Source organism: Pantoea sp. SM3640 (genome assembly GCF_015654165.1).
GTDB classification, from domain to species: domain Bacteria; phylum Pseudomonadota; class Gammaproteobacteria; order Enterobacterales; family Enterobacteriaceae; genus Pantoea; species Pantoea vagans.
Window position 1 is genome coordinate 741,590 of the sequence record NZ_CP064872.1, and the last position, 25,804, is coordinate 767,393.

The following is a 25,804-nucleotide window of genomic DNA, read 5'->3' on the forward strand; positions in this document are numbered from 1 at the left end:
TACAGGCGTATGCTCCCGTCGCTTTGAGTTTTGGTGCCGTCTGAATGAAGAAACGCTTTCAGATCAGGACGACCTGCCCGACTATCAGAAATTCCAGTCTTCGTCTTCGGTCTCGACTGCTTTCCCCATCACATAGGAGGAGCCTGAACCGGAGAAGAAGTCGTGGTTCTCGTCGGCGTTGGGCGACAGTGCCGACAGAATGGCCGGATTCACGGCTGTCAGCTCTGCCGGGAACAGCGCCTCATAGCCCAGATTCATTAATGCTTTGTTGGCGTTGTAGTGCAGGAAGGTTTTTACCTCTTCCACCCAGCCGACATCACCATAGAGCGCTTCGGTATAGGCTACTTCATTCTCATACAGCGCCAGCAGCAGATCATAGGCAAACTGCTGCAGCTCTTCGCGACGCAGATCGTCAGCGCTGGCCAGCGCCTGTTGATATTTGTAGCCGATATAGTAACCGTGCACCGCTTCATCGCGGATAATCAGGCGAATCAGGTCTGCAGTGTTGGTCAGCTTGCCCCGGCTTGACCAGTACATCGGCAGCCAGAAGCCGGAATAGAACAGGAACGACTCCAGGAAGACGCTGGCGATCTTCTTCTTCAGCGGATCATCTGCCCGGTAGTGCTCCAGGATAATGCGAGCCTTGTTCTGCAGCGGCCCATTCTCTTCGCTCCACTGGTAGGCGGCATCCACATCCTGCGTGTTGCACAGGGTTGAGAAGATCGAACTGTAGGAGCGGGCATGTACCGCTTCCATAAAGCTGATATTCGACAGCACAGCCTCTTCGTGTGGGGTAATCGCATCCTCCATCAGTCCCGGCGCGCCGATCACATTCTGGATGGTGTCGAGCAGCGTCAGGCCGGTAAAGACCCGGATGGTCAGTTGCTGCTGCTGTTTATCCAGCGTCTGCCAGCCGGGCAGATCGTTGGAGAGTGGCACCTTTTCCGGCAGCCAGAAGTTGCTGGTGAGACGATTCCACACCTCAAGATCTTTATCATCCTGAATGCGGTTCCAGTTAATGGCCTGAATCTGTTTGAGTTTCATCGTGTTCATTACAGGGAGCAGGAAACGCAGCCCTGAACCTCCGTGCCCTGAAGCGCCATCTGACGCAGTCGAATGTAATAGAGCGTTTTGATGCCTTTTTTCCACGCGTAAATCTGCGCTTTGTTGATGTCACGGGTGGTGACGTCATCGCGGAAGAACAGCGTCAGCGACAGTCCCTGATCGACGTGCTGCGTTGCTTCTGCGTAGGTATCAATAATTGCTTCCGGCCCAATCTGATACGCATCCTGATAGAGGTGAAGATTCTCATTGGTCATAAATGGCGCGGGATAGTAGACGCGGCCGGTTTTGCCCTCTTTGCGGATCTCGATAGGGGAGACAATCGGATGGATGCTGGAGGTGGCGTGGTTGATGTAGGAGATCGAACCGGTCGGCGGGATCGCCTGCAGGTTCTGATTAAACAACCCGTGCTGCATCACCGCATCACGCAGCGCCTGCCAGTCTGCCTGCGTGGGCAGCGTCAGTCCGGCATCGGCAAACAGTTGAGCTGCCCGTTCAGTACGCGGCAGCCACGCGCGCTGCAGATACTTATCGAAATAAACGCCGCTGGCGTAGTCCGAATCCGCAAAGCCGTCGAAAGTCTGCTGATGCTCCTGCGCCAGCTGATTAGAGGTACGCAGCGCATAGTAGGTGATGCAATAGAAGTAGAGATTGGTGAAATCCAGCGCTTCCGGCGAACCGTAGGCGATGCCTTCACGCGCCAGATAGCCGTGCAGGTTCATCTGACCCAGGCCAATGGCGTGCGAGCGGCGATTGCCTTCGGCGATGGAAGGCACCGAGCCGATCTCGCTCATCATCGACACCGACGTCAGGGCGCGAACGGCCACATCCACGGTGCGCGCCAGATCGCGCGAATCCATGGCGTGCGCAATATTCAGTGAGCCGAGATTACACGAGATATCTTTGCCGACGCGGCGATAGCTGAGATCGTCGTTGTACTCGCTGGCGCTGTTGACCTGCAGGATCTCAGAGCAGAGGTTGCTCATATTGATGCGACCGGCAATCGGGTTGCTGCGGTTCACACTGTCCTCATACATGATGTAGGGATAGCCCGACTCAAACTGAATTTCGGCCAGCGTCTGGAAAAAATCACGCGGCTGAATATAGGTTTTGCGGATGCGATCGTCCGCCAGCATCTCGTCATACTTCTCACTGATGCTGATATCACCAAAGGCTTGGCCGTAGATCCGCTCCACGTCGTAGGGCGAGAACAGCGCCATCGGTTTGTTCTCTTTCGCCAGCTGGAAAGTGATATCGGGTATCACCACGCCCAGCGACAGGGTTTTGATGCGGATCTTTTCGTCGGCGTTTTCGCGTTTGGTATCCAGAAAGCGGAAAATATCGGGATGGTGCGCATTGAGCCACACCGCGCCAGCGCCCTGACGTGCGCCAAGCTGATTCGCATAAGAGAAGGCATCTTCCAGCATTTTCATCACCGGAATCACGCCCGACGACTGATTTTCTATGCGCTTGATCGGCGCGCCGGACTCTCGCAGATTGGACAGTAAAAAGGCGACGCCGCCGCCCCGTTTTGACAGCTGCAGTGCCGAGTTCACGGCGCGACCAATCGATTCCATGTTGTCTTCGATACGCAGCAGGAAGCAGGAGACCAGCTCACCGCGCTGCTGTTTGCCGCAGTTCAGAAAGGTGGGTGTGGCAGGCTGGAAACGGCCGCTGAGGATCTCCTCCAGCAGCGCCCGCGCCAGCGTTTCATCGCCCTGGGCCAGCGTCAGCGCCACCATACAGGCGCGCTGCTCGAAGGTTTCCAGATAGCGTTTGCCATCAAAGGTCTTCAGCGTATAGCTGGTGTAGTACTTCCAGGCACCGAGAAAGGTTTTGAACTCAAATCCCCGGTTCTCCGCCACCTCATGCAGCGCAAGCAGGAAATCAAAATCGTACTGGTTCAGCATGTCCGCTTCGTAATAGTTCTCTGCCACCAGATAGCGTAAACGCTCAGCGTTGCTGGCGAAGGAAACCGTATTGGGCTGCACATGCTGCAGATAAAACTGACGTGTCGCTTCGCGATCCTTGTCGAACTGGATGCGGCCATCCGCGTCATAGAGGTTCAGCATGGCATTAAGGGCGTGATAATCGAGCGTCACGCCGTTGAGGGTATCTGTTGTTGCCAAAATTGGGTTACTCCCGCTTTAACTTTCGCAATATCGTCAGGCGTACCCATCAGCTCGAAGCGGTAGAGGCAGGGAACCTGACATTTTTTTGCAATGATGCTGCCCGCCAGGCAGTAACCGGCACCGAAGTTACGGTTGCCGGCCGCGATCACGCCACGAATACCGCGCCGGTTCGCTTCATCATTAAGAAATTGAATCACCTGACGGGGCACCGCACCGCGACTGCTGCCACCGCCATAGCTGGGCACCACCAGAATATAGGGCTGGTCGATATGCAGCGCCTCCCGGGCATCCAGCGGGATGCGCCGGGCGGGCAGGCCGAGGCGTGTCACAAACCGGTGGGTGTTTTCCGACTGGCTGGAAAAATAGACCAGCGGGAACATGCGGTTAGCCTCCGACAGCGGCAAGCTGGCGCAGAGTGGCGATCTTGTCCGGGCGGAAGCCGCTCCAGTGATCGTTATCTGCCATCACGACCGGTACCTGGCGGTAACCCAGTGTTTTCAGGTTATCGATAGCATCCGGCTGGCTGTCGAGATTGATCAGCTGATAGGCGAGACCCTGACGGTCCATCGCATTTTTGGTCGCCGTACACTGGACACAGTTATCTTTGGTGTAAATAATAATGCGCATGATTCGTATTTCCCTCTGTATGCGGTTCTGATGACCGGAAATAAAGCTGATGCAGCCTGTTGCGGGCTTCATTCGGGCGGGCATCTGGTGTCGTGCTGATGAGGTAAATACTAGATGTAGTGGTTTGGGGGGTCAAGCCCGCCAGATATAGGGTTTTATGATTTGCATTTGCGCAACAGAGGCAAAGCCAGCAGGGATGCGCCCTGCCGCCGGGAAAATTCTTTTGTAAATGTCACAGGCCGGAAAAAGGGCAAAAAAAAGCCCCGCACGGGGCAGGGCTCAGGGGATTTTTTTGTACTTAGCGGCGTGAAGCCAGCAGTATACCCACTACGATACCAAACGCGGCACCGACACCGACACCGTGCCATGGTTTGTCATGCACGTAGGTATCAACCTGTGCACCGGCATCACGTGCAACCTGAGATACGCGGTTGCTGCCACCGTTCAGTTTAGAGCGGGTCTGCTTCAGCAGTTTTTCTGCCTGGCTGCGGGCAGAATCCACTTCGTCTTTGGCGTCACTGCCATAAGATTTCAACAGCGCTTCCAGTGAATCGGCCAGCTCATTCACATCCTGATTGATATCAATGTCATCGTTTTTTACAGTGCGATTAAACATTTTTTAGCTCCCTTTGATTTAAAAACGTAATACTAGTGTAGACGACCTTTTTGATAAACGAGACGCGGGAGTGTTCTTTAGGGAAAATTCCGAATGCCCACTCTGTCATGCTGATGTAAGGTTGCGAAGCTTTTGAAAGAGGAGAGGATCGAGCATGTATTTACGACCAGATGAGGTAGCGCGCGTACTGGAAAAAGCGGGTTTCGAAGTCGATGAAATTACCCCACGGGCCTATGGCTATCGCCGTGGTGAAAACTACGTTTATGTGAATCGCGAAGCGCGCATGGGGCGCATGGCTTTAGTGATTCACCCGACGCTGAAAGAGAAAAGCCAGCCGTTCGCTGAACCTGCTTCAGAAATGAAGACCTGCGATCACTACACCCAATTCCCTCTCTACCTGGCGGGTGATTCACAGGAACATTACGGCATCCCGCACGGATTCAGTTCCCGCATGGCGCTGGAACGCTATATTCAAAGCGTTTTCGGCTAACGCATCAGGCCCCGCCGCGACGGGGCACTGAACCACCTGACCATCCTCCCTGTTTACCCTGCCGTTGCAATTACCGGCTGTGACGCGTATAAATTTGTCCCTTATAGATGTTTAGACGTCCATACGGATAAAAGTGATGAGCGAACAGCCAACTCCCTCGCAGGAACAATTTAAACGCACCATGAAAGTGCGCCATCTGGTGATGTTATCGCTGGGCGGCGTGATCGGCACCGGCCTGTTTTTTAACACCGGCTATATCATTTCAACCACCGGCGCGGCGGGAACGCTGCTCGCCTATCTGATTGGCGCGCTGGTGGTCTGGCTGGTGATGGTCTGCCTGGGCGAACTCTCCGTAGCGATGCCGGAAACCGGCGCGTTCCACGTCTACGCCGCGCGTTATCTCAGCCCGGCAACCGGCTACACCGTGGCCTGGCTCTACTGGCTGACCTGGACGGTGGCGCTTGGCTCCAGCCTGACGGCGGCGGGTTTCTGTATGCAGTACTGGTTCCCGCAGATCCCGGTGTGGATCTGGTGCCTGGTCTTCTGCTGCGCCATCTATCTGCTCAACGTCATCTCAACCCGCTTCTTCGCGGAAGGAGAGTTCTGGTTCTCACTGATAAAAGTCGTCACGATTGTCGCCTTTATCGTGCTGGGCGGCGCGGCGATGTTTGGCTTTATCCCGATGAAAGATGGCACGCCCGCGCCGGGCCTGAGTAATCTCACCGCGCACGGCTGGCTGCCGAATGGCGTACTGCCGATTCTGATGACGATGGTAGCGGTGAACTTCGCCTTTTCCGGCACCGAGCTGATCGGGATTGCTGCCGGTGAAACTCAGCAGCCGGAGAAAGTGTTGCCGCTGGCGATCCGCACGACGGTGGCCCGACTGATTATTTTCTTTATCGGCACCGTATTTGTGCTGGCGGCGCTGATCCCGATGGATCAGGCGGGGATTGTGAAAAGCCCGTTTGTGCTGGTGTTTGAAAAGATCGGCATTCCTTATGCGGCTGACATCATTAACTTTGTGATCCTGACCGCTATCCTCTCTGCGGCCAACTCGGGCCTGTATGCCTCCGGGCGCATGCTCTGGTCGCTGGCTAATGAAAATACACTGCCGCGCGCCTTTGCCAGCGTCAACAAGCGCGGCGTGCCTCTGCTGGCCATCACCGTCAGCATGATCGGTGGCTTACTGGCGCTGGTCTCCAGCGTGGTCGCACCGGACACGGTATTTGTGGCGCTGTCGGCCATCTCCGGCTTTGCGGTGGTCGCGGTCTGGCTCAGTATCTGCGCCTCGCATTTTGTTTTCCGTCGCCGTCATCTTCAGCAGGGCAAATCGCTGGCAGAGCTGGGCTACCGTGCGCCGCTCTATCCGCTGACGCCGGTTCTGGGCTTTCTGCTCTGCCTGCTGGCCTGTCTCGGGCTGGCGTTTGATCCGACCCAGCGTATCGCGCTGTGGTGTGGCATCCCGTTTGTGCTGTTCTGCTATGCCGCTTACCATCTGACCCACAAATCATCCCCGAAGCCTGAGGAGGCCAAAGATGTCGCATAACCCTGTCGCGCAGGCTTTAACGGAGTCGCCATTGCTGATTCTGGATGGCGCGCTGGCCACCGAGCTGGAAGCCCGCGGCTGCCATCTGGCCGATGCGCTCTGGTCAGCAAAAGTGCTGATGGAAAATCCTGAGCTGATCTACCAGGTTCACTACGACTATTTTGTTGCCGGGGCGCGCTGTGCCATCACTGCCAGCTACCAGGCGACGCCGCAGGGCTTTGCCACACGCGGTCTCGATGAGGCGCAGTCACTGGCGTTGATCGCCCAGAGCGTCGAACTGGCGCGCCGCGCCCGTCACGATTATCTGGCGGTACGGCCCGATGCGAAAACGCTGCTGGTGGCGGGATCGGTGGGGCCGTATGGTGCCTTCCTGGCGGATGGTTCGGAATATCGCGGCGACTACGCGTTGCCTGAAGCGGAGATGATGGCGTTTCACCGCCCGCGCGTGCAGGCGCTGCTGGCGGCGGGTGCCGATCTGCTGGCCTGTGAAACCCTGCCTTCCTTTGCTGAAGCGCAGGCGCTGGTGAAGCTGCTGGCTGAATTTCCTGAAAGCCGCGCCTGGCTTACGTTTACCCTGCGTGATGCCGGACACATCAGCGACGGCACGCCGCTGTCAGAGGTGGTGAGCTGGCTGAATCAGCAGCCACAGGTGGTGGCCATTGGAATCAACTGCGTGGCACTTGAGAGCGTGACGCCTGCGCTACACCAGTTGCAGAAGCTGACCGACAAACCGCTGGTGGTCTATCCCAACTCCGGCGAACAGTATGATGCCGACAGCAAAACCTGGCATTCAGCGCCCTCGGGCTGCACGCTGCATGACAAGCTGGACGAGTGGCAACAGGCGGGCGCGAAGCTGATTGGCGGCTGCTGCCGTACCTCTCCCAACGACATCGCGGCTATCGCCCGCGCTTGTCAACCGCAATAAGCTGGCTGAATCGGGCGATGATAGCCCGATTGAGTCTGAAAGGGCGGTCTACACTCTGATCATTGATCACTCTGTGGACCCCTTCATGAAACAGCGAATTCTGGCTCTGGCCGCCGCGCTGCTGCTTAGCGGCTGTGCCACCATTGTCGGCACTGAAACCCAGATGGTGCGCATCGACTCTCTGCCGCAGGGCGCGCGCTTTACCGTGCAGGATGAGCGTGGCTATGCAGTGGCGCAGGGTTTCACGCCGCAGACCGTTGAGCTGGCTAAATCGACCGGTCGCTACTTCGGCAAAAAGCACTACCTGCTGATGCTGGAAAGCCCGGGCTACGTGCCGGTCACGGTGCCGATTGAGGCGCGCGCTAACCTCTGGTATCTGCTGGGCAACATTCCGCTGGGTGGATTCCCCGGCTGGCTGCTGGTCGATCCCTTCTATGGCGGCATGTACGACCTCAAGCCGGAGCATCCGCGTCCCTTTATGAACCCGGTTGGCGCGCGCGGCTGATTACTGTGCGGTCGGCTTCACCATTCCGCCTGGCGTTTTATGGCGTTCCAGATACTGATGCTGGAAAATGCACATGCGGATGGTGTTGCGGTACTCCCCATTAATGAAAAACTCATGCTTAAGCACGCCTTCGATCTCGAAGCCGAGCTTGGTGTAGATGTGGATCGCTTTTTCGTTCTCCTGATCGACAATCAGGTAGAGCTTATAAAGATTCAGCACCGAAAAGCCGTAATCCATCGCCAGCTTTGCCGCCTGCGTGGCCAGCCCTTTGCCCTGATGGGCCGGATCGATAATGATCTGAAACTCAGCGCGGCGGTGCACATGGTTAATCTCGACCAGTTCCACTAATCCCGCTTTCTGCCCGCTGTGCTCCACCACAAAGCGGCGTTCGGTCTGATCGTGAATGTGCTTGTTATAGAGATCGGACAGCTCTACAAACGCCTCATAAGGCTCCTCGAACCAGTAGCGCATCACGCTGGCGTTGTTATCCAGCTGATGGACAAAGTGCAGATCTTCCCGCTCCAGCGGACGCAGTTTTACCGTCATTACCTGACTCCTTTTTTAAAGAAACTGCGGCGAGTATACCGCATCAGCCTGGTGCTGCGATTTGCGCAGTCGCATACGGTTGCTGGTTTTAGCGAACAGTGCGCCGTTCCGGCAGGGGAGAAGAGAGGTTAACGGCGGGCATAGAGGCGTGTTAAGACAGGCGGGAGAAAACAATAGCGCCGGACGGCAGATGAATGCCGTCCGGCCTGAGTTCAGGCAGAGATCTGTTCGATGATGCTACCCTGCGCCATGCGCACGGCGCGATCGCACATGTGATCAATAACGTCGGGATCGTGGCTGACCAGCACCATCGTCAGACCATCCTGTCGTTTCAGATCGTTGAGCAGATTAAGGATCTCGGCCTGCACTGACATATCCAGCGCCGACGTCGGCTCATCCAGCAGCAGGATCTTCGGCTGCAGCAGCAGGGCACGCACGATAGCGACGCGCTGACGCTGACCGCCGGAGAGCTGATGCGGATAGCGATCTGCCAGCGCAGGATCGAGTCCGACGTGACGGAAGCCCTGATCGATACGATCGTTAATATTGTCGCGTTTCAGCAGCTTCAGCGGCTCCGCCAGCGTGCGACGCAGGCGGTGACGCGGATGCAGTGAGGCATAAGGATCCTGAAACACCATCTGCACTTCCTGACGCAGTGCGCCGGTAAAGGCTTTGCCCGGCTGAACCTCGTGACCGGCAAGCTGCATCTGGCCCTGCCAGTGTGGATTGAGACCTGCCAGCACCCACAGCAGCGACGACTTGCCGCAGCCTGAAGGTCCTACCAGACCAAAACACTCGCCAGCGTTAACCTTCAGGTTGACCTCATGCACCACGGTGCGCAGTTCGTAACCCTGTTTGTGGGCGACGCTGAGATTGTGTAACTCAATCATAATTCGCCTCCAGCGCGGCGCGATCCAGCACCGGTAAAGCCTGTCCGTGAGTCGCTTTGCCCGGGCGGCAGGCCCACAGCGTGCGGGTATAGGGATGGGTCGCGCGCGGCAGATCGGCGGCGGGCAGCGTATCCAGCAACCGGCCTTTGTACATCACCATCACCCGCTCGCAATGTTCCGAGACCTGCTGCAAATCATGGCTGATCAGGAGCAGACCCATGTTGCGCGCCTCCACCAGGCCGCGGATCAGCGCCAGCACCTGATCGCGCATGGCGTGATCCAGCGCGGAGGTCGGTTCATCGGCGATCAGGAAGTCCGGATCGGTGATCAGCGCGATCGCCAGCATCACACGCTGGCCCATACCGCCAGAGAGCTGATGCGGATACTGCTGCATCAGACGACGCGGATCGGGCAGGCCGACCGCATCCAGCATTTCGCACACCTTCTCTTTGCGCTCGGCACGACTCAGACGGCGATGCAGGATCAGCGGCTCTTCTACCTGCCAGCCAATCGTACGCGTCGGATTAAGGGCATACTTTGGGTCCTGCATTACCATCGCCACACGGTTACCGCGCAGCTGGTTCCAGTGGCGCTCACTCAGCGTCAACACATTCTCACCGGCCACCTGCAGCTGGCTGGCCTGCAGATGCAGCGCGGGCGAGAGCAAGCCCATCAGGCTGCGGGCAGTGAGTGACTTGCCGGAACCGGACTCACCGACCAGCGCCACACGCTCGCGGCCCACGGAAAAACTGATGTTATCGACCAGCAGCGTATCATCGCTGCGAATGGTCAGCCCTTCGGCATGGAGCAGATTATTTTGCATGACGGGTATCCAGTCGGTCGCGCAGGCCATCGCCTGTCAGGTTAAAGGCCAGGCTGGCAAACAGAATAGCTGCGCCCGGTGCGGCAGCAACCCACCACTGATCGAAGATCACTTTACTGCCTTCGGCGACCATTGAACCCCATTCCGCCGTCGGCGGCTGAACGCCCATGCCGAGGAAGCCAAGACCGGCCGCGGCCAGGATAATCCCGCCCAGGCTCAGCGCGGCGCGGACGACCGCTGTCGGCATACAGAGCGGCAGGATATGACCAAACATCAGGCGAAAGCCCGTAATCCCCTGCATCCGCGCAGCGGCAAGGTAGTCGCTGCGGCGCAGTGCCAGCGTTTCAGCGCGCGCCTGACGGGCAAACGGCGGCCAGCTGGTCAGCGCCAGTGCCAGCGCCCCATTCATCAGGCCAGGGCCGAGAATCGCCACCAGCGCCAGTGCGATCACCAGGTTCGGCAGCGACAGGAAGATATCGGTAATGCGCATCAGCAGGCGTTCAGTCCAGCCGCCAACGTAACCGGCGGTGATGCCGATCAGCAGCCCGGCCGGAATGGTCAGCACCAGAATCAGCGACACCAGCAGCAGCGTAGGACGTGCGCCGTAAATCACGCGCGACAGCAGATCGCGGCCAAAGCCGTCGGTGCCAAACCAGTGCTGCGCCGACGGTGCCAGCAGGCGGCTCGACATGGTCTGCATATTCGGATCGAATGGCGCAATCAGCGGTGCCAGCAGCGCCATCAGGATAAGAATCGCCACCAGCGTCAGCCCAACGGTTAACGAGGTCACGCGTTGACGGCGACGGCGTGGTCGCAGCGTTTCGAGTTCAGAAAGTTGTTGCGTCATCGGGTTCTCGGATCGGTTAACCAGGTTAAAACATCCGCCAGGGCGTTAATCAGAATAAAGCAGCTGCCGATCAACAGGGTGGAGCCCAGAATCGCCGGCACATCGCCGGAGAACAGCGCATTGGTCATGTAGCGACCCACACCCGGCCAGGCGAAGACGGTTTCGGTCAGCACCGAACCTTCCAGCAGGGTAGCGTAGGAGAGGGCGATCACCGTAACCAGCGTGCCCAGCACGTTAGGGAAGATATGGCGCAGCAGGATGCGCACCCGACCCGCGCCTTTGGCACGCGCCAGCACCACATACTCTTTGCTGCTCTCTTCCAGCAGCGCAGCACGCAGCAGGCGGGTAATGCCCGCCATCGCCAGCAGGCCGAGGATCACCACCGGCAGCCAGAGGTGCGCAATCGCGTTGCGGAACATCTCAGGTTCACCGGACAGCCAGCTGTCGATCAGCACAAAGCCGGTCTTCGGCTCCAGGGTATAAACCCAGATATCATCCAGCCGTCCCGGTCCGGCGGACCAGTGCAGCACCGCATAAAAGAGCAGCAGGCCCAGCAGGCCGAGCCAGAACACCGGCACCGAGTAGCCCAGCAGCGAGATAAAGCGGGCGAGGTTGTCGATCCAGCTGCCCGGTTTCCAGGCGGCCAGCAGTGCCAGCGTGACGCCGAACACCACCGCGAAGATCATCGCGCAGGTCGCCAGCTCAATGGTGGCGGGGAAGGTGGTCATCAGGTCGCCACTCACTGACTGATTGGTCAGACGGGAGACGCCCAGATCGCCCTGCGCCAGATGTTCGATGTAGCGCCAGAACTGCATCAGTACCGGCTGGTCGAGCCCCAGGTCGTGACGCACCTGTTGATAGGTTGCTTCACTGGCGTGATCGCCAGCGATCTGCTGCACCGGATCAATCGGCGAGAGATGCGACAGCATAAAGGTGAAGGCGAGCAGGCCAAGCAGCGTGACCAGCAGCGACAACACGCTACCGATCAGCCGTCCGCCACGCTGCCAAAAAAGCCGGGCGAACCCGGCTGAAGAAACATACTGTGCCATTACTTAGTGACCTGCGAGTAATACACCATGTCAGGGTTAATGCCCTGGACATAGCCTTTCAGGTTGTCGCGCAGAGCAATAAGGTTCTTCGCCTGCATGCCAATCACGTAAGGGGAGTTCTTCATCACTTCACGCTGCATCGCTTCATACAGCGCGATGCGTTTCTTCGGATCGCTTTCCGCCGTCGCCGCAATCACCTGCTTGTTCAGCTCAGGAATATGCCAGTCTGAACGGTAAGCGATGGTTTTACTGCCATCTTCCGGGTTGTAAGCAAATGAGGCGGCGTTAGTGTTGGGATCGAAGTAGTCGGAGCCCCAGGCATTCAGCGTCGCTTCATATTTATGCGCTTTCACGTTGGTTGAGACTTCGGAGCTCAGGCCCGGCACCACTTCCACTTTCACGCCCGCTTTGGCGAAACTGCCCTGCAGCGCCTGCGCAATATCCAGATAAGGCGGCTGGTTGCTGGTGGAAAGCTTGAAGGTGACGTTGTTCAGGCCCGCTTTCTTCAGAATCGCTTTGGCTTTTTCCGGGTCGTAGCTGTATGGCGTGTCGTTGATTGCGCCCAGGAAGCCCTTTGGCAGGAAGCTCTGATGCACGTCGAACTGACCTTTCAGCAGCTCATTAGCAATACCTTTGTAATCCCACAGGTAGCGTGCCGCTTCCCAGAAGGCCGGGTTCTTCATCGTGTCGTTCGCGCCGATGTTGAACTGGATGTAGTAGAGCGACGCCATTGGAATCGCTTCTGTCTTCACGCCAGGTTTGCCGTTTAGCGCAGCAATCTGATCGGCACCCAGGTTACGGGCGATATCGGCATCACCCTGTTCCAGTAGCAGACGACGCGCCGCCGGTTCCGGTACGTTCTTGATCAGGATGTTCTTCATTTTTGGCGCGCCCGCCGGTGAGGTCGGGTTGGCGCTGAGCAGCACCACCTGATGCATCACCACTTTGCGGATCTGATACGGACCGCTGCCCGCCGAGTGGGTTGCCAGCCAGGCGTTACCGAAGTCGCCGTTCTTCGCATTCGCCATCGCGGTTTTTTCATCGACAATGGACGATACCGGCGCAGAGAGCAGGCTCAGTACGTAAGTCGGGCTGACGTTGGCGGTCCAGCTGATCTGCACATGATTGTCGTCAACTTTCTTCAGGAAGCCATCGACGTTATCTTTGGTCCAGCCGAGCTGCGTCAGGATGAAAGAGGGATCGAGGTTCAGTTTCACCACGCGGCCCAGCGAGAAGATCACATCTTCCGGACGCAGCGGGTTACCGGTGGAGAATTTCGCATCTTTGCGCAGTTCAAAGGTCAGGCTGCGGTTATCACTGCCGGGCTGCCACGAAGTGGCCAGTGTCGGTTTCAGGTCCACCGGATTCTGCGGGTCAGACTGTACCAGACGCTGATAGATATTCGTAAAAGCCTGAACGCTGGTCAGTTCAAACCCCTTGGCCGGGTCGAAGCTGTCGGCGTCGTCGGTAGATTGGGCAATCACCAGCGTATCTTTTGGTGTTGCGGCCTGTGCTGTGAAGGCGGCAGCCAGCGTCAGCGCCAGCAGTGATGGAATTATAGTTTTCATGAAATTTCCTTGCCTCTAAAAAGTTACGCGAGTTTACGAAAGGGCCGATGCGAAGAATAGTCTAATATAGGCTAAACATATGCCAAAAGGTTATAAGTGTTAGGTTGTGGTTATAAGAAGATCGCCATGTTGTTACCGAAGCGGCAACCTGAGCAGAAACAAATCCTCAACGAAGCGGTTATTTATTTCTGAATCGCTTTACCCCAATATTCCTCTCTCTATAATAGCGGCAAATAACTTCAGGAGAATTCAGTTGGACAGTCACCCTAGATTAATTTTAATTCTGGCAAGCTGAATTTTCTCTGCTGCTTGCCAACCGGCGAGCAGCGATCCCCGCTTTAATTAACGATCGCGCTCCTTGTTTTTAATCCTGTCAGCTACAGGAGTGCACGTTATGCTGCTGTTTATCTTAGCCCTTTTTCCTCCACCCCGACTGGCGTAGCTCAGGCTGCGCCCGAACGCCGATATCAGACCTTTAAAACGCAGCGCTTAACAGGCGTTACGTCACCCTGCGCGCGTCATTATTTTTCACGCAGGCGGAATAACGTCATTATTCCCAAAGGTCACCTTATTAAATAACCCGGCCACGCCAGGTTTTATCCATGCACCTTATTTTGCGTGCAGGACAACTATTGCTTTAAATCAGGGAGATGTCGAAATGAGCGACATGAAACTGGAACAGGTTGAGATCACCTCATCCGGCAACCGTAACGATAAAAAAAGTAAAAAAATATTTGCTGTCGCACAGCAGGCAGGCCAGCACGTTGAGATGACGCTGGCAAACCTGCGCAGTCAGCGTCAGGGTCTGACTCAGGCTGAAGCGGCAAAACGACTGGCTCTGTATGGCCGTAATGAAGTGGCACATGAGAAAGCACCACCGGCGCTGATTCAGCTGCTGATGGCGTTTAATAACCCGTTTATCTACGTCCTGCTGGTCCTGGCGCTGGTGAGCTTCTTTACCGACTATATATTGCCGCTGCGCGCCGGTCAGGAGACCGATCTCTCCGGCGTCATCATCATCTGCACCATGGTGATGCTGAGCGGGCTGCTGCGCTTCTGGCAGGAGTTTCGGACCAACCGTGCCGCGCAGGCGCTGCAGTCACTGGTTCGCAGCCAGGTCACCGTGCTGCGGCGGGAATCGGGCAGTGAAACCGCGCAGCGTCAGGATGTGGATATGAGTGAGCTGGTGCCGGGCGACATTATTCTGCTCAGCACCGGCGATCAGGTGCCTGCCGATGTGCGCCTGCTGAGCTCACGTAATCTGTTTATCAGTGAAGCGGTGCTGACTGGCGAGTCGCTGCCGGTTGAAAAACACAGCAGCGATGCGGGTATTGATGCTGAAGAGCAGACTGCCCAGGAGCTGCTGGCGTCACCGAACATCTGCCTGATGGGCACCAGCGTGGCCAGCGGCACAGCCAGCGCCGTCGTCGTTGCGACCGGAGGCGAAACCTGGTTTGGTTCACTGGCCTCATCGCTGACCGGAAGTCGTCCACAGACTGCGTTTGACCGTGGGGTGAACAGCGTCAGTAAACTGCTGATCCGCTTTATGCTGGTGATGGTTCCGGTGGTGCTGCTGATTAACGGCTTCACCAAAGGGGACTGGATGGATGCCACGCTGTTTGCTCTGGCGGTCGCGGTCGGGCTGACCCCGGAAATGCTGCCGATGATTGTCAGCGCTAATCTGGCCAAAGGCGCCATTGCGATGTCCCGGCGCAAAGTGATCGTCAAAAAGCTCAATGCCATTCAGAACCTTGGCGCGATGGATGTGCTCTGCACCGATAAAACCGGCACGCTGACCCAGGACACTATCCTGCTGGCGCATCATCTGGATGCGCAGGGCAGTGAAGATGAGCAGGTCCTGCTGCTGGCCTGGCTTAACAGTGGCAGCCAGAGTGGCGCAAAAAACCTGATGGATCGCGCCGTGCTCTGCGCAGGCGATAAAGTCATTTCACAGACTCAGCGCAGCCAGTATCAGCTGGTTGATGAGCTGCCGTTTGATTTTACCCGCCGTCGGGTGTCGGTGCTGGTGGAAGATCTGACTCAGCATCGCTCGCATCTGATCTGCAAAGGCGCAGTTGAAGAGATGCTGGCAGTCAGCGTTGCCGTGCGGCAGGGTGATGCGGTCGTTGCACTGGATGCGGCACAGCGTGCGGCGTTGCTGGCGCAGACCGAACGCTATCATCAGCAGGGTTATCGCGTGCTGCTGGTGGCAACCCGTGATGGCGAGCTGCACGCGCCGCTCAGCGACAGTGATGAGCGCGATTTGGTTATTCAGGGCATGCTGACCTTCCGCGATCCACCAAAAGCCAGTGCCGGTAAGGCGATTAAAGCCCTGCGCGACAGTGGTGTAACGGTGAAAGTGCTAACCGGTGACAATCCGCTGGTGACGCTGCGGGTCTGTGCCGATGTCGGGCTGACCGATCCGGCCATGCTGACCGGCGATCAGATTGAGGCAATGAACGACGATGAACTGGCACTGGAAGCGGAGCGCTGCACCCTGTTTGCCCAGCTGACGCCGTTGCAGAAATCACGTCTGGTGCGGCTGATGCAGCAGAACGGTCACACTGTCGGATTCCTCGGCGATGGTATCAATGACGCGCCTGCCCTGCGGGCGGCTGACACCGGTATTTCTGTGGACAGCGCGGCGGATGTGGCGAAAGCCTCATCGGACATCATCCTGCTGGAGAAAGATCTTCAGGTGCTGAATGAGGGGGTACTCAAAGGACGTGAGACCTTTGGCAACATCATCAAGTATCTCAACATGACAGCCAGCTCCAACTTCGGCAACGTGTTCTCGCTGCTGGTGGCCAGTGCCTTTATTCCGTTTCTGCCGATGCTGTCGATTCATCTGCTGATTCAGAACCTGATGTATGACGTCTCCCAGCTGGCGCTGCCGTGGGATAAGGTTGACCGTGAGTTTCTGAATAAGCCGCGTAAATGGGATGCCGGCAACATTAAACGCTTCATGCTTTGGATGGGTCCGACGTCATCAATTTTTGACGTGACCACCTTTGCGCTGATGTGGTTCGTTTTCAGCGCTAACCATGCAGGCGTGCAATCGCTGTTCCAGTCTGGCTGGTTTATCGAGGGACTGCTGTCACAGACGCTGGTGGTACATATGCTGCGTACCCGGAGGATTCCGTTTATCCAGAGTCGTGCCACCTTACCGGTGATGCTGACCACGCTGGCGGTAATGGCGCTGGGCATCCTGATTCCATTCTCTCCGCTGGGTGCGATGGTCGGTCTGGTGCCGCTGCCATGGCAATATTTCCCGTGGCTGGTGCTGACGCTGTTCAGCTACTGTCTGGTGGCGCAGGGCATGAAACGTTTCTATATCCGTCGGTTTGGTCAGTGGTTCTAGGGAGGCAAAGATGAAAAAAGGCAGGCTTGATACGGTATTTGTCGGCGTGATGATCATCGGCTTAACTCTGATTGCGCTGACGGTCATCGTTAGATGAAAGGATTGTGATGGTGCGATAGTACAGAGGCAGCGAGGTAACTCGCTGCCTTTTTTCTAATCTTCGTCGCGCTCACGGCTGGCGCGCTGGCGCTCGTAGTATTCATCTTCTGCGGTGATGATCTCATCCATCAGCGAATCCATATCCACCACGCGCTCCTCTTCAACAAACTGTCCGGTCAGCGGTGTTTCCGGGGTCAGCTTGCCATCTTCATAAAGCTGCCAGATCTCTTTGGCATAGCGCGTCTTCAGCAGCGCCGGAGCGAACTGACCGTAGTAGGAGGTAATGTTGTCGACGTCACGTTCGAACATCGACTCAGCATGGTTATTGGCTGCCGCATCGACCGCCTGTGGCAGGTCAATAATCACCGGGCCCTGATCGTCCAGCAGCACGTTGAACTCGGATAAGTCACCATGGACGATACCGGCACAGAGCATACGCACGATGTTGCGAATCATGGTGTGGAAGTCGGTAATCGCCTCCTCTTCGGAGAGCGTGACGTCGCTGAGGCGCGGCGCGACAGAGCCATTGGCGTCGGTCACCAGCTCCATCAGTAACACGCCGTCAATGCAAAGATAAGGCTGGGGCACGCGAACACCGGCATTAGCCAGGCGGAACAGGGCGTCTACTTCGGCAGTCTGCCAGGACTCCTCCTGCTGCTTACGGCCAAACTTCGTGCCTTTCTGCATGGCGCGGGCGTTACGGCTGTTGCGGGTTTTACGTCCTTCCTGATACTGCACCGCCTGCTTGAAGCTACGCTGGGTCGCTTCTTTATAAACTTTGGCGCACTGCACTTTACCGCCGCAAAGCACGGTATAGACGTCTGCTTCTTTGCCGCTTTTCAGCCGCTGCAGCACATCGTCAATGAGGCCGTCATCGACCAGGGGCTGGATTCTGTTTGGGATTTTCATGCGGCTTTATACCTTATTTCACCCGCTTTTCGTATCACTTTGCGATGATGGAAAACATTGGCAATGACTGAACAAAGTATCTGATTCTACCCTGGAAAGATGCGTTGTGGGGATGAACCTTGATGCGTTGCGCTTTTGACCTTTGTTTTATCATAAACAACGGATTAGGCGGGAGAGCAGGGCGGTTTTATCTGCCAGAGATTCGCTTTTTCACGGCACCGGGCAGCATCATGTCAGAGAGATGTGCCTGAATGGCAGGCGGATGCGGGCATAAAGGCCGAAATCCTGCTCACAGAATCCCGGCCTGCCTGCGGGATTACTTCAGACCTTTAAGCACTTTAACCGTGCTTTCGATGTCGATCTCATCTTCGGAGAAGATCAGCGTCGTTCCCTGGAAAGTGGTCACCGCCAGCTTTTTCAGCGAGCGCATCTCACTGGCGTTCGGGTCAGACTTCGGACGGATATTATTCAGCAACAGGCCCACTGAAAGCACCGCGTTCTCTTTATCGACACCAGCATCAACCGGGACGTCTTCGTTGTAAACCAGGTAAGACTTAATCGAAGTGATCTTCAGCCGCTCACCTGCGATATAGATATATTTGCTGGTCGGCGCGACCTTCACCGCATAGGCGGATAAGCCTTTGTTGTTGGTGGTGGGTTCAAATGTCACCGCCGCATCTTTCTTAATCAGATCAGGATTGGCGACTTTAATCACATGAAAATAGCGGTTATCACCGTTTTCATCTTTGATAAAGCCAAAACCTTTATCTTCAAACCAGGTTGTGATCGTTCCGTTCATCGCCATTTTTGCCTGCTTAATCTACTCAGTTTTTTACAGCGCGCAGTGTAAAACACAATGCCTGCGCAGACTATATAAGTCTGGATGATAATTTACGGCCGGGCAAGAGGCTGGGGCGGATGCCCGACGCGGAGGTGAATGCGGTAGTCAGAAAGGTTAACCGGCCGACGGCGCAACGCTCGTCTGCCGGTGCGTATCTCTTACTCGTTGCCCCAGCGGTTCAGGAACTCAGCGATATCATCAATACGGTGCTCATCGATACCCGCTTCGCGCGCCATATCCTGCTGAGACTCTTCACTGATCTCTTCGTTGTTCATCAGACGGGTAATCAGCAGCTGGAAGTAATGCGCCAGCGGAGTACGCTCTGCTTCGCTGACCGGCTTAGCCGCCTCCGTCGCGTACTCGTCTGCGACATCATAATATTTGAGAGAAATTTCGTTATTCATAAGGGGTCCGCAGAGTTGAGAGTAAGTAGCGACCGGATTCTGACCCGGCTTGTGGAGGTATTATTTCGTGTTTGGGTTGGGGCTGTAAAGGGGAACAGGATGCCCGGTTCTGACTAGAGAACCAGCGGCGGAAGCTGTCTGAAGGTGTTGACTAATCCCTCACCCCAGCCTTTACGGATAGTACTGAAGTACGGATGGTCTTCGGTAATGCGGTATTGCCGGGCATCGCTGTAGCTGTCACACGGGTAGATCATCACGTCGATCGGCAGACCAACGGACAGATTGCTGCGCAGGGTCGAATCCAGTGAAATCAGCGCGCATTGCATCGCCTGCTCCAGAGACATGTCGTAGTGCAGCACCCGGTCAATAATCGGTTTGCCGTACTTGCTTTCACCAATCTGGAAATAGGGCGTATCGCGGGTGGCTTCGATGAAATTACCCTGAGGATAAATATGGAACAGGCCAATATCATCCCCGTTGATTTGCCCGCCGAGCAGCAGGTTGCAACTGAAGTCTGTCGTGCTGCCATTCTGTTGCGCCTCACTGTCACGCTGGATCACCTCACGAACCGTTTCACCTATCAGCGACGCGGCCTCATAGAGGCTGGAGACATTCAGCAGATTGGGACAATCGGCATTCCTGCTGCGGTGTCGCAGCAAGCTGATGATACTTTGCGTGGTCGCCAGATTACCGGCAGTCTGAAGCACCAGCGTACGATCGCCGTCCTGATGAAACACGTGCAGTTTACGGAAGGTGGAAATATGATCCACGCCAGCATTGGTACGTGAATCGGATGCAAAGACCAGCCCGGATGACAGGCGCATGGCCACACAATAGGTCATACCACACTTCCTTCAAAAAAAGATTTGCACGCCATCAGCGTGCATGAAGTTTTCACCATCAGCAAGTCGCGATTTACATCATTTGTACGGCAGCAATCGCGCACATATCCTCGTAGCCCCCACCAATGCGTAAACCACGTACCGGACAGGCATCCAGGTAATCAATGCCGACGGCAAGCTTAAGATGTTGATCAGGCATGCGAGTATTGTTGGTGACGTCAAAGCAGTGCCAGCGGTCTTCCACCCAGACTTCGGCCCAGGCATGGGTCGCGACATGGGTAGAATCTTTGCTGTGCAGGTAACCGCTGACGTAGCGGGCCGGTATATTCAGGCTACGACAGCAGCTCAGAAAGACATGCGTATGATCCTGGCAGACGCCGGTACTGGCGGCGAAAGCCTCCGCGGCACTGTCGGTCACAAGGGTAGAACCTGGGGTGTAAGGCATCCTGAGCAGCAGGTCTCCCATCAGGTTTTCCAGGGCGGCCAGTATCGCCTGAGGCTGATGATAACGCAGGGCAAACGCCTGAATCGCCGCATCGGGCTGGGTCAGCGGACTGTGGCGCAGGAAAACCAGCGGCGACAGATGTCCCTGAGCCTGATCTTCAATGCCGTGTTCAATCTCTACCACGCCATGTGCCTGAATGGTGATGGACTCATGCGGTTCATCGAGTGTCAGAACATGCATGATGTTGCCGAAGGCATCCGTGGTGCAGACCGCCTTCTCCGGCAAGGTCAGTTGCCAGGAAAGTATGCGTTGATGAGGCGATTCCTGAGGCGTCAGACGCAGGTACTGGATACTCCGTTGCACTGCCTGGTCGTAGCGATAGTGCGTGTTGTGCTCAATGCTAAGTTTCATTGCGCCTCCAGATACGTGTGATGAATACTTTCGGCGATCTCGTTGACCTGGGCGAGAAAGGCTTCCAGCCAGTTGTTCAGCCCGATTCTGTTCAGGTCTTTCATGGAACTGAAGCGCAGCTCGGCGTGCAGGATGTGCGCGAGGCGGCGTGGCGGGTTTGCACGGCCACCAATCAGCTCCAGTTGCTGAACCATATCGTTGATACACGCCAGCAACGAACGCGGCAGCTCGTTACGCAGGATCATCAGTTCGGCGATGGTCTCCCGGCTCAGGGGCTGCTTATAAATACTATGGTAGGCTTCGCGCGCACTTACTGCCTGCAGCAGTGTGTCCATGCGGTAATATTCGCGCACCGGGTCGTCATCAATGTCCATCAGTCGGTTCTTCACCTCCAGCAGACGGGCGGTGCCATCAGCCCGTTCCAGCAGCGTCCCCAGGCGGATAAAGTGCATCGCATCGCTGCGGAGCAGGGTACCGAACATGGCACCGCGGAACAGATGAGAGCGCTCTTTCACCCAGTCAAAGAAGGCGTCGGCACCGTCTGAGCCGATGCCCTGACGGCGTATCGATTTCATCCCGAGCCAGGTGGCATTGATACACTCCCAGACTTCGGATGACAGGCTGCCACGCACCGCATGCGCGTTGTTCCAGCCCATCTGCAGGCAACTGAAAATGCTGCTGTGATTCCGGTTATCCAGGGCGAAAAAACTGACCAGATTGGGCATCGTCAGTGTCGGGTAGGTTTCAGCATACAGCCCGCTGGTGCTGGTCAGGTTGAGCGGTACCAGCAGATCATGCGTACCCCCGTTACGGATTGGCATCATCGACAGCTTGTTGGTGACGTCCAGCACCCGGGCGATATTTTCTGCCCGCTCCAGATAGCGGGCCATCCAATAGAGTTCACTGGCTGTCCGGCTCAGCATAGATCATCCTCCAGTACCCAGGTGTCCTTGGTTCCGCCGCCCTGAGATGAATTGACGACCAGCGATCCTTCCGTCAACGCGACGCGGGTAAGCCCGCCGGGAACCAGTCGGATCTCCGCGCCACTGAGCGCAAAGGGCCGGAGATCGATGTGACGTGGTGCCAGGCCGTCGTTGACAAACGTGGGGCAGGTGGACAACGCCAGCGTGTTTTGCGCGATGTAATTCTGCGGACGCGCCAGCAACAGATCACGGAAGTGGGCGAGCTCAGCTTTGCTCGCGGCGGGGCCAATCAACATGCCGTAACCCCCAGCGCCGTGAACTTCCTTCACCACCATTTTTTCGAGGTTGGCCAGCACATACGTCAGCTCATTTTTATGCCTGCACTGCCAGGTTGGGACGTTGTTGAGGATCGGTTCTTCCTGCAAATAAAAGCGCACCATATCCGGTACGTAGGGGTAGATAGATTTGTCATCAGCCACACCCGTGCCGATGGCATTGGCCAGGACAACATTGCCAGCCCGGTAAACCGATAGCAGTCCCGGTACGCCGAGCATGGAGTCCGGGCGGAACGCCAGCGGGTCGAGGAAGGCGTCGTCAACCCGACGATAGATCACATGCACTCTGCATGGCCCGGCGGTCGTGCGCATAAACAGCATGCCATCCTTCACGAACAGATCGGCGCTTTCCACCAGCTCAACGCCCATTTGCTGGGCCAGAAAACTGTGTTCGAAGTAAGCGCTGTTAAAGCGGCCTGGGGTTAATACCACCACGGTGGGATCGTTGACGGGTGAGCTTTCGCGCAGCGTTTGCAGCAGATGTGACGGATAGCGTTCTACGGGCGCAATGCGTTGCTGGGCAAACAGTTCCGGATAGAGCCGCATCATCATCTTACGGTTCTCCAGCATATAGGAGACGCCGGAGGGGGTACGCAGGTTATCTTCCAGGACGTAATATTCGCCATCACTGTTGCGCACCATATCCACGCCGATAATGTGTGCATAGATGTTACGGTGGAGATCAACACCCTGCATACAGGGCTGATACTGTTCGTTAGCCAGAACCTGTTCTGCCGGAATGACGCCCGCTTTCAGAATATGTTGTTCATGGTAGATATCGTAGAGAAAGGCATTGAGCGCCTGCACACGCTGGCGAATGCCGGCATCAAGCATGGCCCATTCGGCGGCCGGAATAATACGTGGCACGCTGTCGAACGGGATCAACCGTTCAGCGCCATTGTCGTCATCGTAGACATTGAAGGTAATTCCTACCCGGTGAAACAAAAGGGCGGCTTCTTCCCGCTTGCGCTGTACCGCCTGGTGATCGGCCTGCTGCAGCCATTGCCAGTAGGCGGCGTAGTGGTCACGGTGTTCACCTTCAGCCAGAAGCATCTCATCAAAAAAGGGTGAAGCGGAGAGATTGATATTCAGCATCGTCACCTCGCAGACGTTAAAGGCTGTCAATCTATCCAAGCATAAAGTGTGCCAGCCTCAGAAGAAGCGGAACGGTGCAAAGCCGTGATAGTGCAAGGGTTAAAGCACTTTTTTGGTGCAGGCGCAGAGCAGCAATGTCTTAATATGGCGCTTAGTGTGGCGTGGTGAAAAAACGGTCATGGCTAAGGCGTCTTTAGCCCATGAATGCTGTCGCTCAGACGGTAACGTTAATATGCGGGATTTAATCGATCTGCCGGGCGTGCTCGGGCTGGTGAATCTGGACAAAGTTATCGACGCGCAGCCGGATGTCTATCTGGTCAGCGGCGCCAGGACGCCGAAAGCGGGCGATCCGCTACCCGCCGGTTAAGTGCTGGGCGCGCAGACTACTGCAGAACAGGCGAGTGCCAGCCTGAAGCCGCACTGGCGCGTAAAGGCATCAGCACGCTGAAAGCGGTTGAAGCCGATCGCAGTTTTGGCATCTGGTTCCATTCCTCCTGTAACGTGCTGGCCGTGCAGTTCTTCGCCAGGGGGTTTTATCCGCAGAAGTTTGCCGCTCCCGATGCGTAGCAAACGCAAAAAAACTATAACCCGTTCCTCGCCGTCGAACCGACCGGCACTTACTGGATCGAGTCAAAAGGACTTTGCCCCGACTGCCGGGGCGTTTTAATTCACGGAGAGAAGAGAATGAAGATCAGCTGGTGACCACTGTCTCCGCTATCGAACAGGGTCTTAACGATGCGCCCGGAGTTCTGACAGGCGAAGTATTTTCAATGGCAATACACGCAGTCGGGGGACGCTGTTTTAAGCGCTTTATTCACTACCGGATAATCAGCGTGAAAGAGTATCTTGCGCCTGCATAAATCGCGCACGCCAGGGCTTGAGAACCCACAACGCCAGACCGGCGGTGATGAAGTCGAAGGTAATCGCGCAGCCAAAGACCAGGTGCCAGTTATGAGTGTGCTGATACATCAGCGCCGCCAGCGGACCGCCAAAGATTGCGCCGATACCCTGCGAGATATAGAGCCAGCCATAGTTCGCTGAAGCATTTTCACTGCCAAAGGTGTCAGTCAGTGTGGAGGGGAACAGCGAGAAGATTTCGCCCCAGCCAAAGAACACGACGCCTGAAAGCAGTACGAAGAGCAACGGATCTTCGCGGCAGGCAAGCCACAGCGTCATCGCTACGCCTTCCAGCGCGAAGGCAATAAACATGGTATTTTCACGGCCGTAGCGGTCAGAAATAAAACCAAATAGGGGACGCGTTAATCCGTTAGTGAAACGGTCGATAGTCAGCGCCAGCGGCAGGGCGGCCATGCCGAAAATCACCGCCTTGCTGATGCCGAAGTCTTCGGCAAAAATCGCCATCTGCGAAGTCACCATCAGCCCTGAAGTCGACATCATGGTCATCATCATGAACATCAGCCAGAACAACGGCTGGCGCAGCATTTCCCCGGATTTAAACTGGTACTGGCTCAGCACGGGAGACGGTGTTTTGCTGGCCGGGATCATCCTGCTGGTTTCTGGCAGTCTCAGGTTCTGGCTGGCGAGAAGACCCACAGCGGCGAAGATGAGGCCAAATGTCGTCATCGTCTGTTCCAGCCCGTAGCTATTAAGAGAAATAGAAATCGGGAAGGTGGTGAAAATTGCCCCCATGCCGTAGCCCGCCGCCACGGTTCCGGCGGCAAAGCCGCGCTGCTGTGGAAACCACTTCATCACCAGCCCCACCACGCCGATGTAAACAATACCCGTCCCCAGTCCGCCAAGGCAGCCGTAGGCCAGATACAGTGAGGTGAGGCTGTTGACCCGGGCGGCGATCACCCAGCTGAAACCCGCCATCAGTGTACCGATGGAGATCAGCAGACGTGGTCCAAAGCGCTCGACCAGCCGACCCTGAAAAGGTGAGAAAAAGGTCTGCAGAATAATCAGCAGCGAGAATGTGACCTGCAGTTCCGCCAGCCCGACGCCGAGTTTGGCAATCATCGGTTTGGTTAACAGCGTCCAGACATATTGCGGGCTGGAAATGGCTGCCATGCAAAGTAATCCAAGCAGAAGCTGTACCCACTTGCTGTGTTTCGCTATTACTACCGGTTCGCTCATTAAGGCCATTGTCTGTCTCCATAATTACGCTTTGCTCTGCTTAACCACTTTTTTGTCGTCGCACCTATTCAAACCATTGCCTTCAAATGCTCCTTCTCCGAAACCATCCCGATACGCGGATATGTACGTAAAGCGATAAAGCAGGATGTGTGCCAATTTAAAAAAATGATTAAATTCAATTATTAATGGAATTACGGGCGGAATAAATGTGATGAGGTGTAAAAAATGAGTGCGCTGAGATGGTGCGTAGGAGATGGTTGATTGCCAGTCAGAAAGGCCATCGGGTACATTCTGATATTCGAGGTGATGCAGCGAAAGGCGTTATTGGAAAAAGATGACCAGGCGTTTGAAATGTTCGAATTGAGGACACAAAAAAGCCCGCAAAGCTTTCACCTTGCGGGCTCTCAGGACTTCGATGA

At 56.2% G+C, this 25,804-nt stretch carries 26 protein-coding genes; 7 read left to right on the forward strand and 19 right to left on the reverse strand.

All coding sequences use genetic code 11. The features are described from left to right. Positions 1-84: 84 nt before the first annotated feature. From nrdF to IV493_RS03560, 5 genes are all read right to left on the reverse strand, one after another. Complete coding sequence (nrdF, locus tag IV493_RS03540; RefSeq protein ID WP_195857733.1) at positions 85-1,044, reverse strand: class 1b ribonucleoside-diphosphate reductase subunit beta; 960 nt, start codon at positions 1,042-1,044, stop codon at positions 85-87. Between the two features lie 8 nt (positions 1,045-1,052). Next, complete coding sequence (nrdE, locus tag IV493_RS03545) at positions 1,053-3,134, reverse strand: class 1b ribonucleoside-diphosphate reductase subunit alpha (protein WP_370584676.1); 2,082 nt, start codon at positions 3,132-3,134, stop codon at positions 1,053-1,055. A 26-nt stretch (positions 3,135-3,160) separates the two neighbouring features. Continuing rightward, a complete protein-coding gene (gene nrdI, locus IV493_RS03550; protein ID WP_013358795.1) occupies positions 3,161-3,574 on the reverse strand; it encodes a class Ib ribonucleoside-diphosphate reductase assembly flavoprotein NrdI in 414 nt (137 codons plus the stop codon). A gap of 4 nt (positions 3,575-3,578) precedes the next feature. After that, entirely contained in the window at positions 3,579-3,821 is a 243-nt protein-coding gene (gene nrdH, locus IV493_RS03555) for a glutaredoxin-like protein NrdH (protein WP_033783939.1), read from the reverse strand. A 298-nt stretch (positions 3,822-4,119) separates the two neighbouring features. Further along, positions 4,120-4,437 carry a DUF883 family protein gene (locus tag IV493_RS03560; RefSeq protein WP_033733577.1) on the reverse strand — a complete coding sequence of 106 codons (318 nt, stop codon included), beginning with the start codon at positions 4,435-4,437 and terminating at the stop codon, positions 4,120-4,122. Positions 4,438-4,591: 154 nt separating this feature from the next. On the opposite strand from IV493_RS03560, the gene IV493_RS03565 reads away from it, so the two are divergent. The 4 genes from IV493_RS03565 (at position 4,592) to IV493_RS03580 (ending at position 7,903) form a co-directional block, all read left to right on the forward strand. Beyond that, entirely contained in the window at positions 4,592-4,927 is a 336-nt protein-coding gene (locus tag IV493_RS03565) for a DUF2002 family protein (RefSeq protein WP_003850360.1), read from the forward strand. A 136-nt stretch (positions 4,928-5,063) separates the two neighbouring features. Then, positions 5,064-6,473, forward strand: coding sequence for an S-methylmethionine permease (gene mmuP, locus IV493_RS03570; protein WP_033783938.1), 1,410 nt, complete (start codon positions 5,064-5,066; stop codon positions 6,471-6,473). Further along, complete coding sequence (gene mmuM / locus IV493_RS03575) at positions 6,463-7,398, forward strand: homocysteine S-methyltransferase (protein WP_195857735.1); 936 nt, start codon at positions 6,463-6,465, stop codon at positions 7,396-7,398. Before mmuP ends, mmuM begins: the two co-directional genes overlap by 11 nt. Positions 7,399-7,483: 85 nt before the next feature. After that, complete coding sequence (locus IV493_RS03580; RefSeq protein ID WP_003850357.1) at positions 7,484-7,903, forward strand: hypothetical protein; 420 nt, start codon at positions 7,484-7,486, stop codon at positions 7,901-7,903. Here the strand turns inward: IV493_RS03580 and speG are convergent, their stop codons facing one another. The 6 genes from speG to IV493_RS03610 all read right to left on the reverse strand — a co-directional run bounded on the left by speG (position 7,904) and on the right by IV493_RS03610 (position 13,626). After that, the gene (gene speG / locus IV493_RS03585) at positions 7,904-8,449 is read right to left on the reverse strand and encodes a spermidine N1-acetyltransferase (RefSeq protein WP_003850356.1); all 546 of its coding nucleotides are present in this window, start codon (positions 8,447-8,449) and stop codon (positions 7,904-7,906) included. A 212-nt stretch (positions 8,450-8,661) separates the two neighbouring features. After that, the gene (locus IV493_RS03590; protein ID WP_195857736.1) at positions 8,662-9,339 is read right to left on the reverse strand and encodes an ABC transporter ATP-binding protein; all 678 of its coding nucleotides are present in this window, start codon (positions 9,337-9,339) and stop codon (positions 8,662-8,664) included. Then, positions 9,332-10,162, reverse strand: a complete 831-nt coding sequence (locus IV493_RS03595; RefSeq protein ID WP_195857737.1) for an ABC transporter ATP-binding protein — start codon at positions 10,160-10,162, stop codon at positions 9,332-9,334. Before IV493_RS03595 ends, IV493_RS03590 begins: the two co-directional genes overlap by 8 nt. Further along, entirely contained in the window at positions 10,152-11,009 is an 858-nt protein-coding gene (locus tag IV493_RS03600; protein ID WP_033733571.1) for an ABC transporter permease, read from the reverse strand. Before IV493_RS03600 ends, IV493_RS03595 begins: the two co-directional genes overlap by 11 nt. Further along, positions 11,006-12,058, reverse strand: a complete 1,053-nt coding sequence (locus tag IV493_RS03605; RefSeq protein ID WP_195857738.1) for an ABC transporter permease — start codon at positions 12,056-12,058, stop codon at positions 11,006-11,008. Before IV493_RS03605 ends, IV493_RS03600 begins: the two co-directional genes overlap by 4 nt. Beyond that, positions 12,058-13,626, reverse strand: a complete 1,569-nt coding sequence (locus IV493_RS03610) for an ABC transporter substrate-binding protein (protein WP_061063182.1) — start codon at positions 13,624-13,626, stop codon at positions 12,058-12,060. Before IV493_RS03610 ends, IV493_RS03605 begins: the two co-directional genes overlap by 1 nt. Positions 13,627-14,284: 658 nt before the next feature. Between IV493_RS03610 and mgtA the strand changes: the two genes are divergently transcribed. Together mgtA and IV493_RS18655 are read left to right on the forward strand one after the other, a co-directional pair. After that, positions 14,285-16,987 (forward strand): magnesium-translocating P-type ATPase, encoded by a 2,703-nt coding sequence (mgtA, locus tag IV493_RS03615; protein ID WP_195857739.1) that lies wholly within the window; start codon positions 14,285-14,287, stop codon positions 16,985-16,987. Positions 16,988-17,036: 49 nt separating this feature from the next. Beyond that, positions 17,037-17,084, forward strand: a complete 48-nt coding sequence (locus IV493_RS18655; protein ID WP_370584677.1) for a hypothetical protein — start codon at positions 17,037-17,039, stop codon at positions 17,082-17,084. 56 nt (positions 17,085-17,140) lie between these two features. On the opposite strand, the gene IV493_RS03620 is transcribed toward IV493_RS18655, so the two are convergent. The 7 genes from IV493_RS03620 to IV493_RS03650 form a co-directional block, all read right to left on the reverse strand. Continuing rightward, on the reverse strand, positions 17,141-17,995 hold the full coding sequence (locus IV493_RS03620) for a PA4780 family RIO1-like protein kinase (RefSeq protein ID WP_013358784.1): 855 nt from the start codon (positions 17,993-17,995) through the stop codon (positions 17,141-17,143). Between the two features lie 316 nt (positions 17,996-18,311). Continuing rightward, positions 18,312-18,800 (reverse strand): cold-shock protein, encoded by a 489-nt coding sequence (locus tag IV493_RS03625; protein WP_013358783.1) that lies wholly within the window; start codon positions 18,798-18,800, stop codon positions 18,312-18,314. A 194-nt stretch (positions 18,801-18,994) separates the two neighbouring features. Continuing rightward, complete coding sequence (locus IV493_RS03630; RefSeq protein WP_195857740.1) at positions 18,995-19,240, reverse strand: YmjA family protein; 246 nt, start codon at positions 19,238-19,240, stop codon at positions 18,995-18,997. Between the two features lie 113 nt (positions 19,241-19,353). After that, on the reverse strand, positions 19,354-20,082 hold the full coding sequence (locus tag IV493_RS03635) for a proteasome-type protease (RefSeq protein WP_195857741.1): 729 nt from the start codon (positions 20,080-20,082) through the stop codon (positions 19,354-19,356). Positions 20,083-20,155: 73 nt separating this feature from the next. Beyond that, positions 20,156-20,938 carry a transglutaminase family protein gene (locus IV493_RS03640; RefSeq protein WP_195857742.1) on the reverse strand — a complete coding sequence of 261 codons (783 nt, stop codon included), beginning with the start codon at positions 20,936-20,938 and terminating at the stop codon, positions 20,156-20,158. Then, positions 20,935-21,861 (reverse strand): alpha-E domain-containing protein, encoded by a 927-nt coding sequence (locus IV493_RS03645; RefSeq protein WP_195857743.1) that lies wholly within the window; start codon positions 21,859-21,861, stop codon positions 20,935-20,937. Before IV493_RS03645 ends, IV493_RS03640 begins: the two co-directional genes overlap by 4 nt. Then, on the reverse strand, positions 21,855-23,291 hold the full coding sequence (locus tag IV493_RS03650; protein ID WP_195858146.1) for a circularly permuted type 2 ATP-grasp protein: 1,437 nt from the start codon (positions 23,289-23,291) through the stop codon (positions 21,855-21,857). The genes IV493_RS03645 and IV493_RS03650 overlap by 7 nt, the downstream gene beginning before the upstream one ends. A gap of 178 nt (positions 23,292-23,469) precedes the next feature. Here IV493_RS03650 and IV493_RS03655 point away from each other — a divergent pair, with 178 nt between their 5' ends. Next, on the forward strand, positions 23,470-23,658 hold the full coding sequence (locus tag IV493_RS03655) for a hypothetical protein (protein WP_195857744.1): 189 nt from the start codon (positions 23,470-23,472) through the stop codon (positions 23,656-23,658). A 461-nt stretch (positions 23,659-24,119) separates the two neighbouring features. On the opposite strand, the gene oxlT is transcribed toward IV493_RS03655, so the two are convergent. Next, positions 24,120-25,394 (reverse strand): oxalate/formate MFS antiporter, encoded by a 1,275-nt coding sequence (gene oxlT / locus IV493_RS03660; protein ID WP_195857745.1) that lies wholly within the window; start codon positions 25,392-25,394, stop codon positions 24,120-24,122. Between the last annotated feature and the right edge of the window lie 410 nt (positions 25,395-25,804).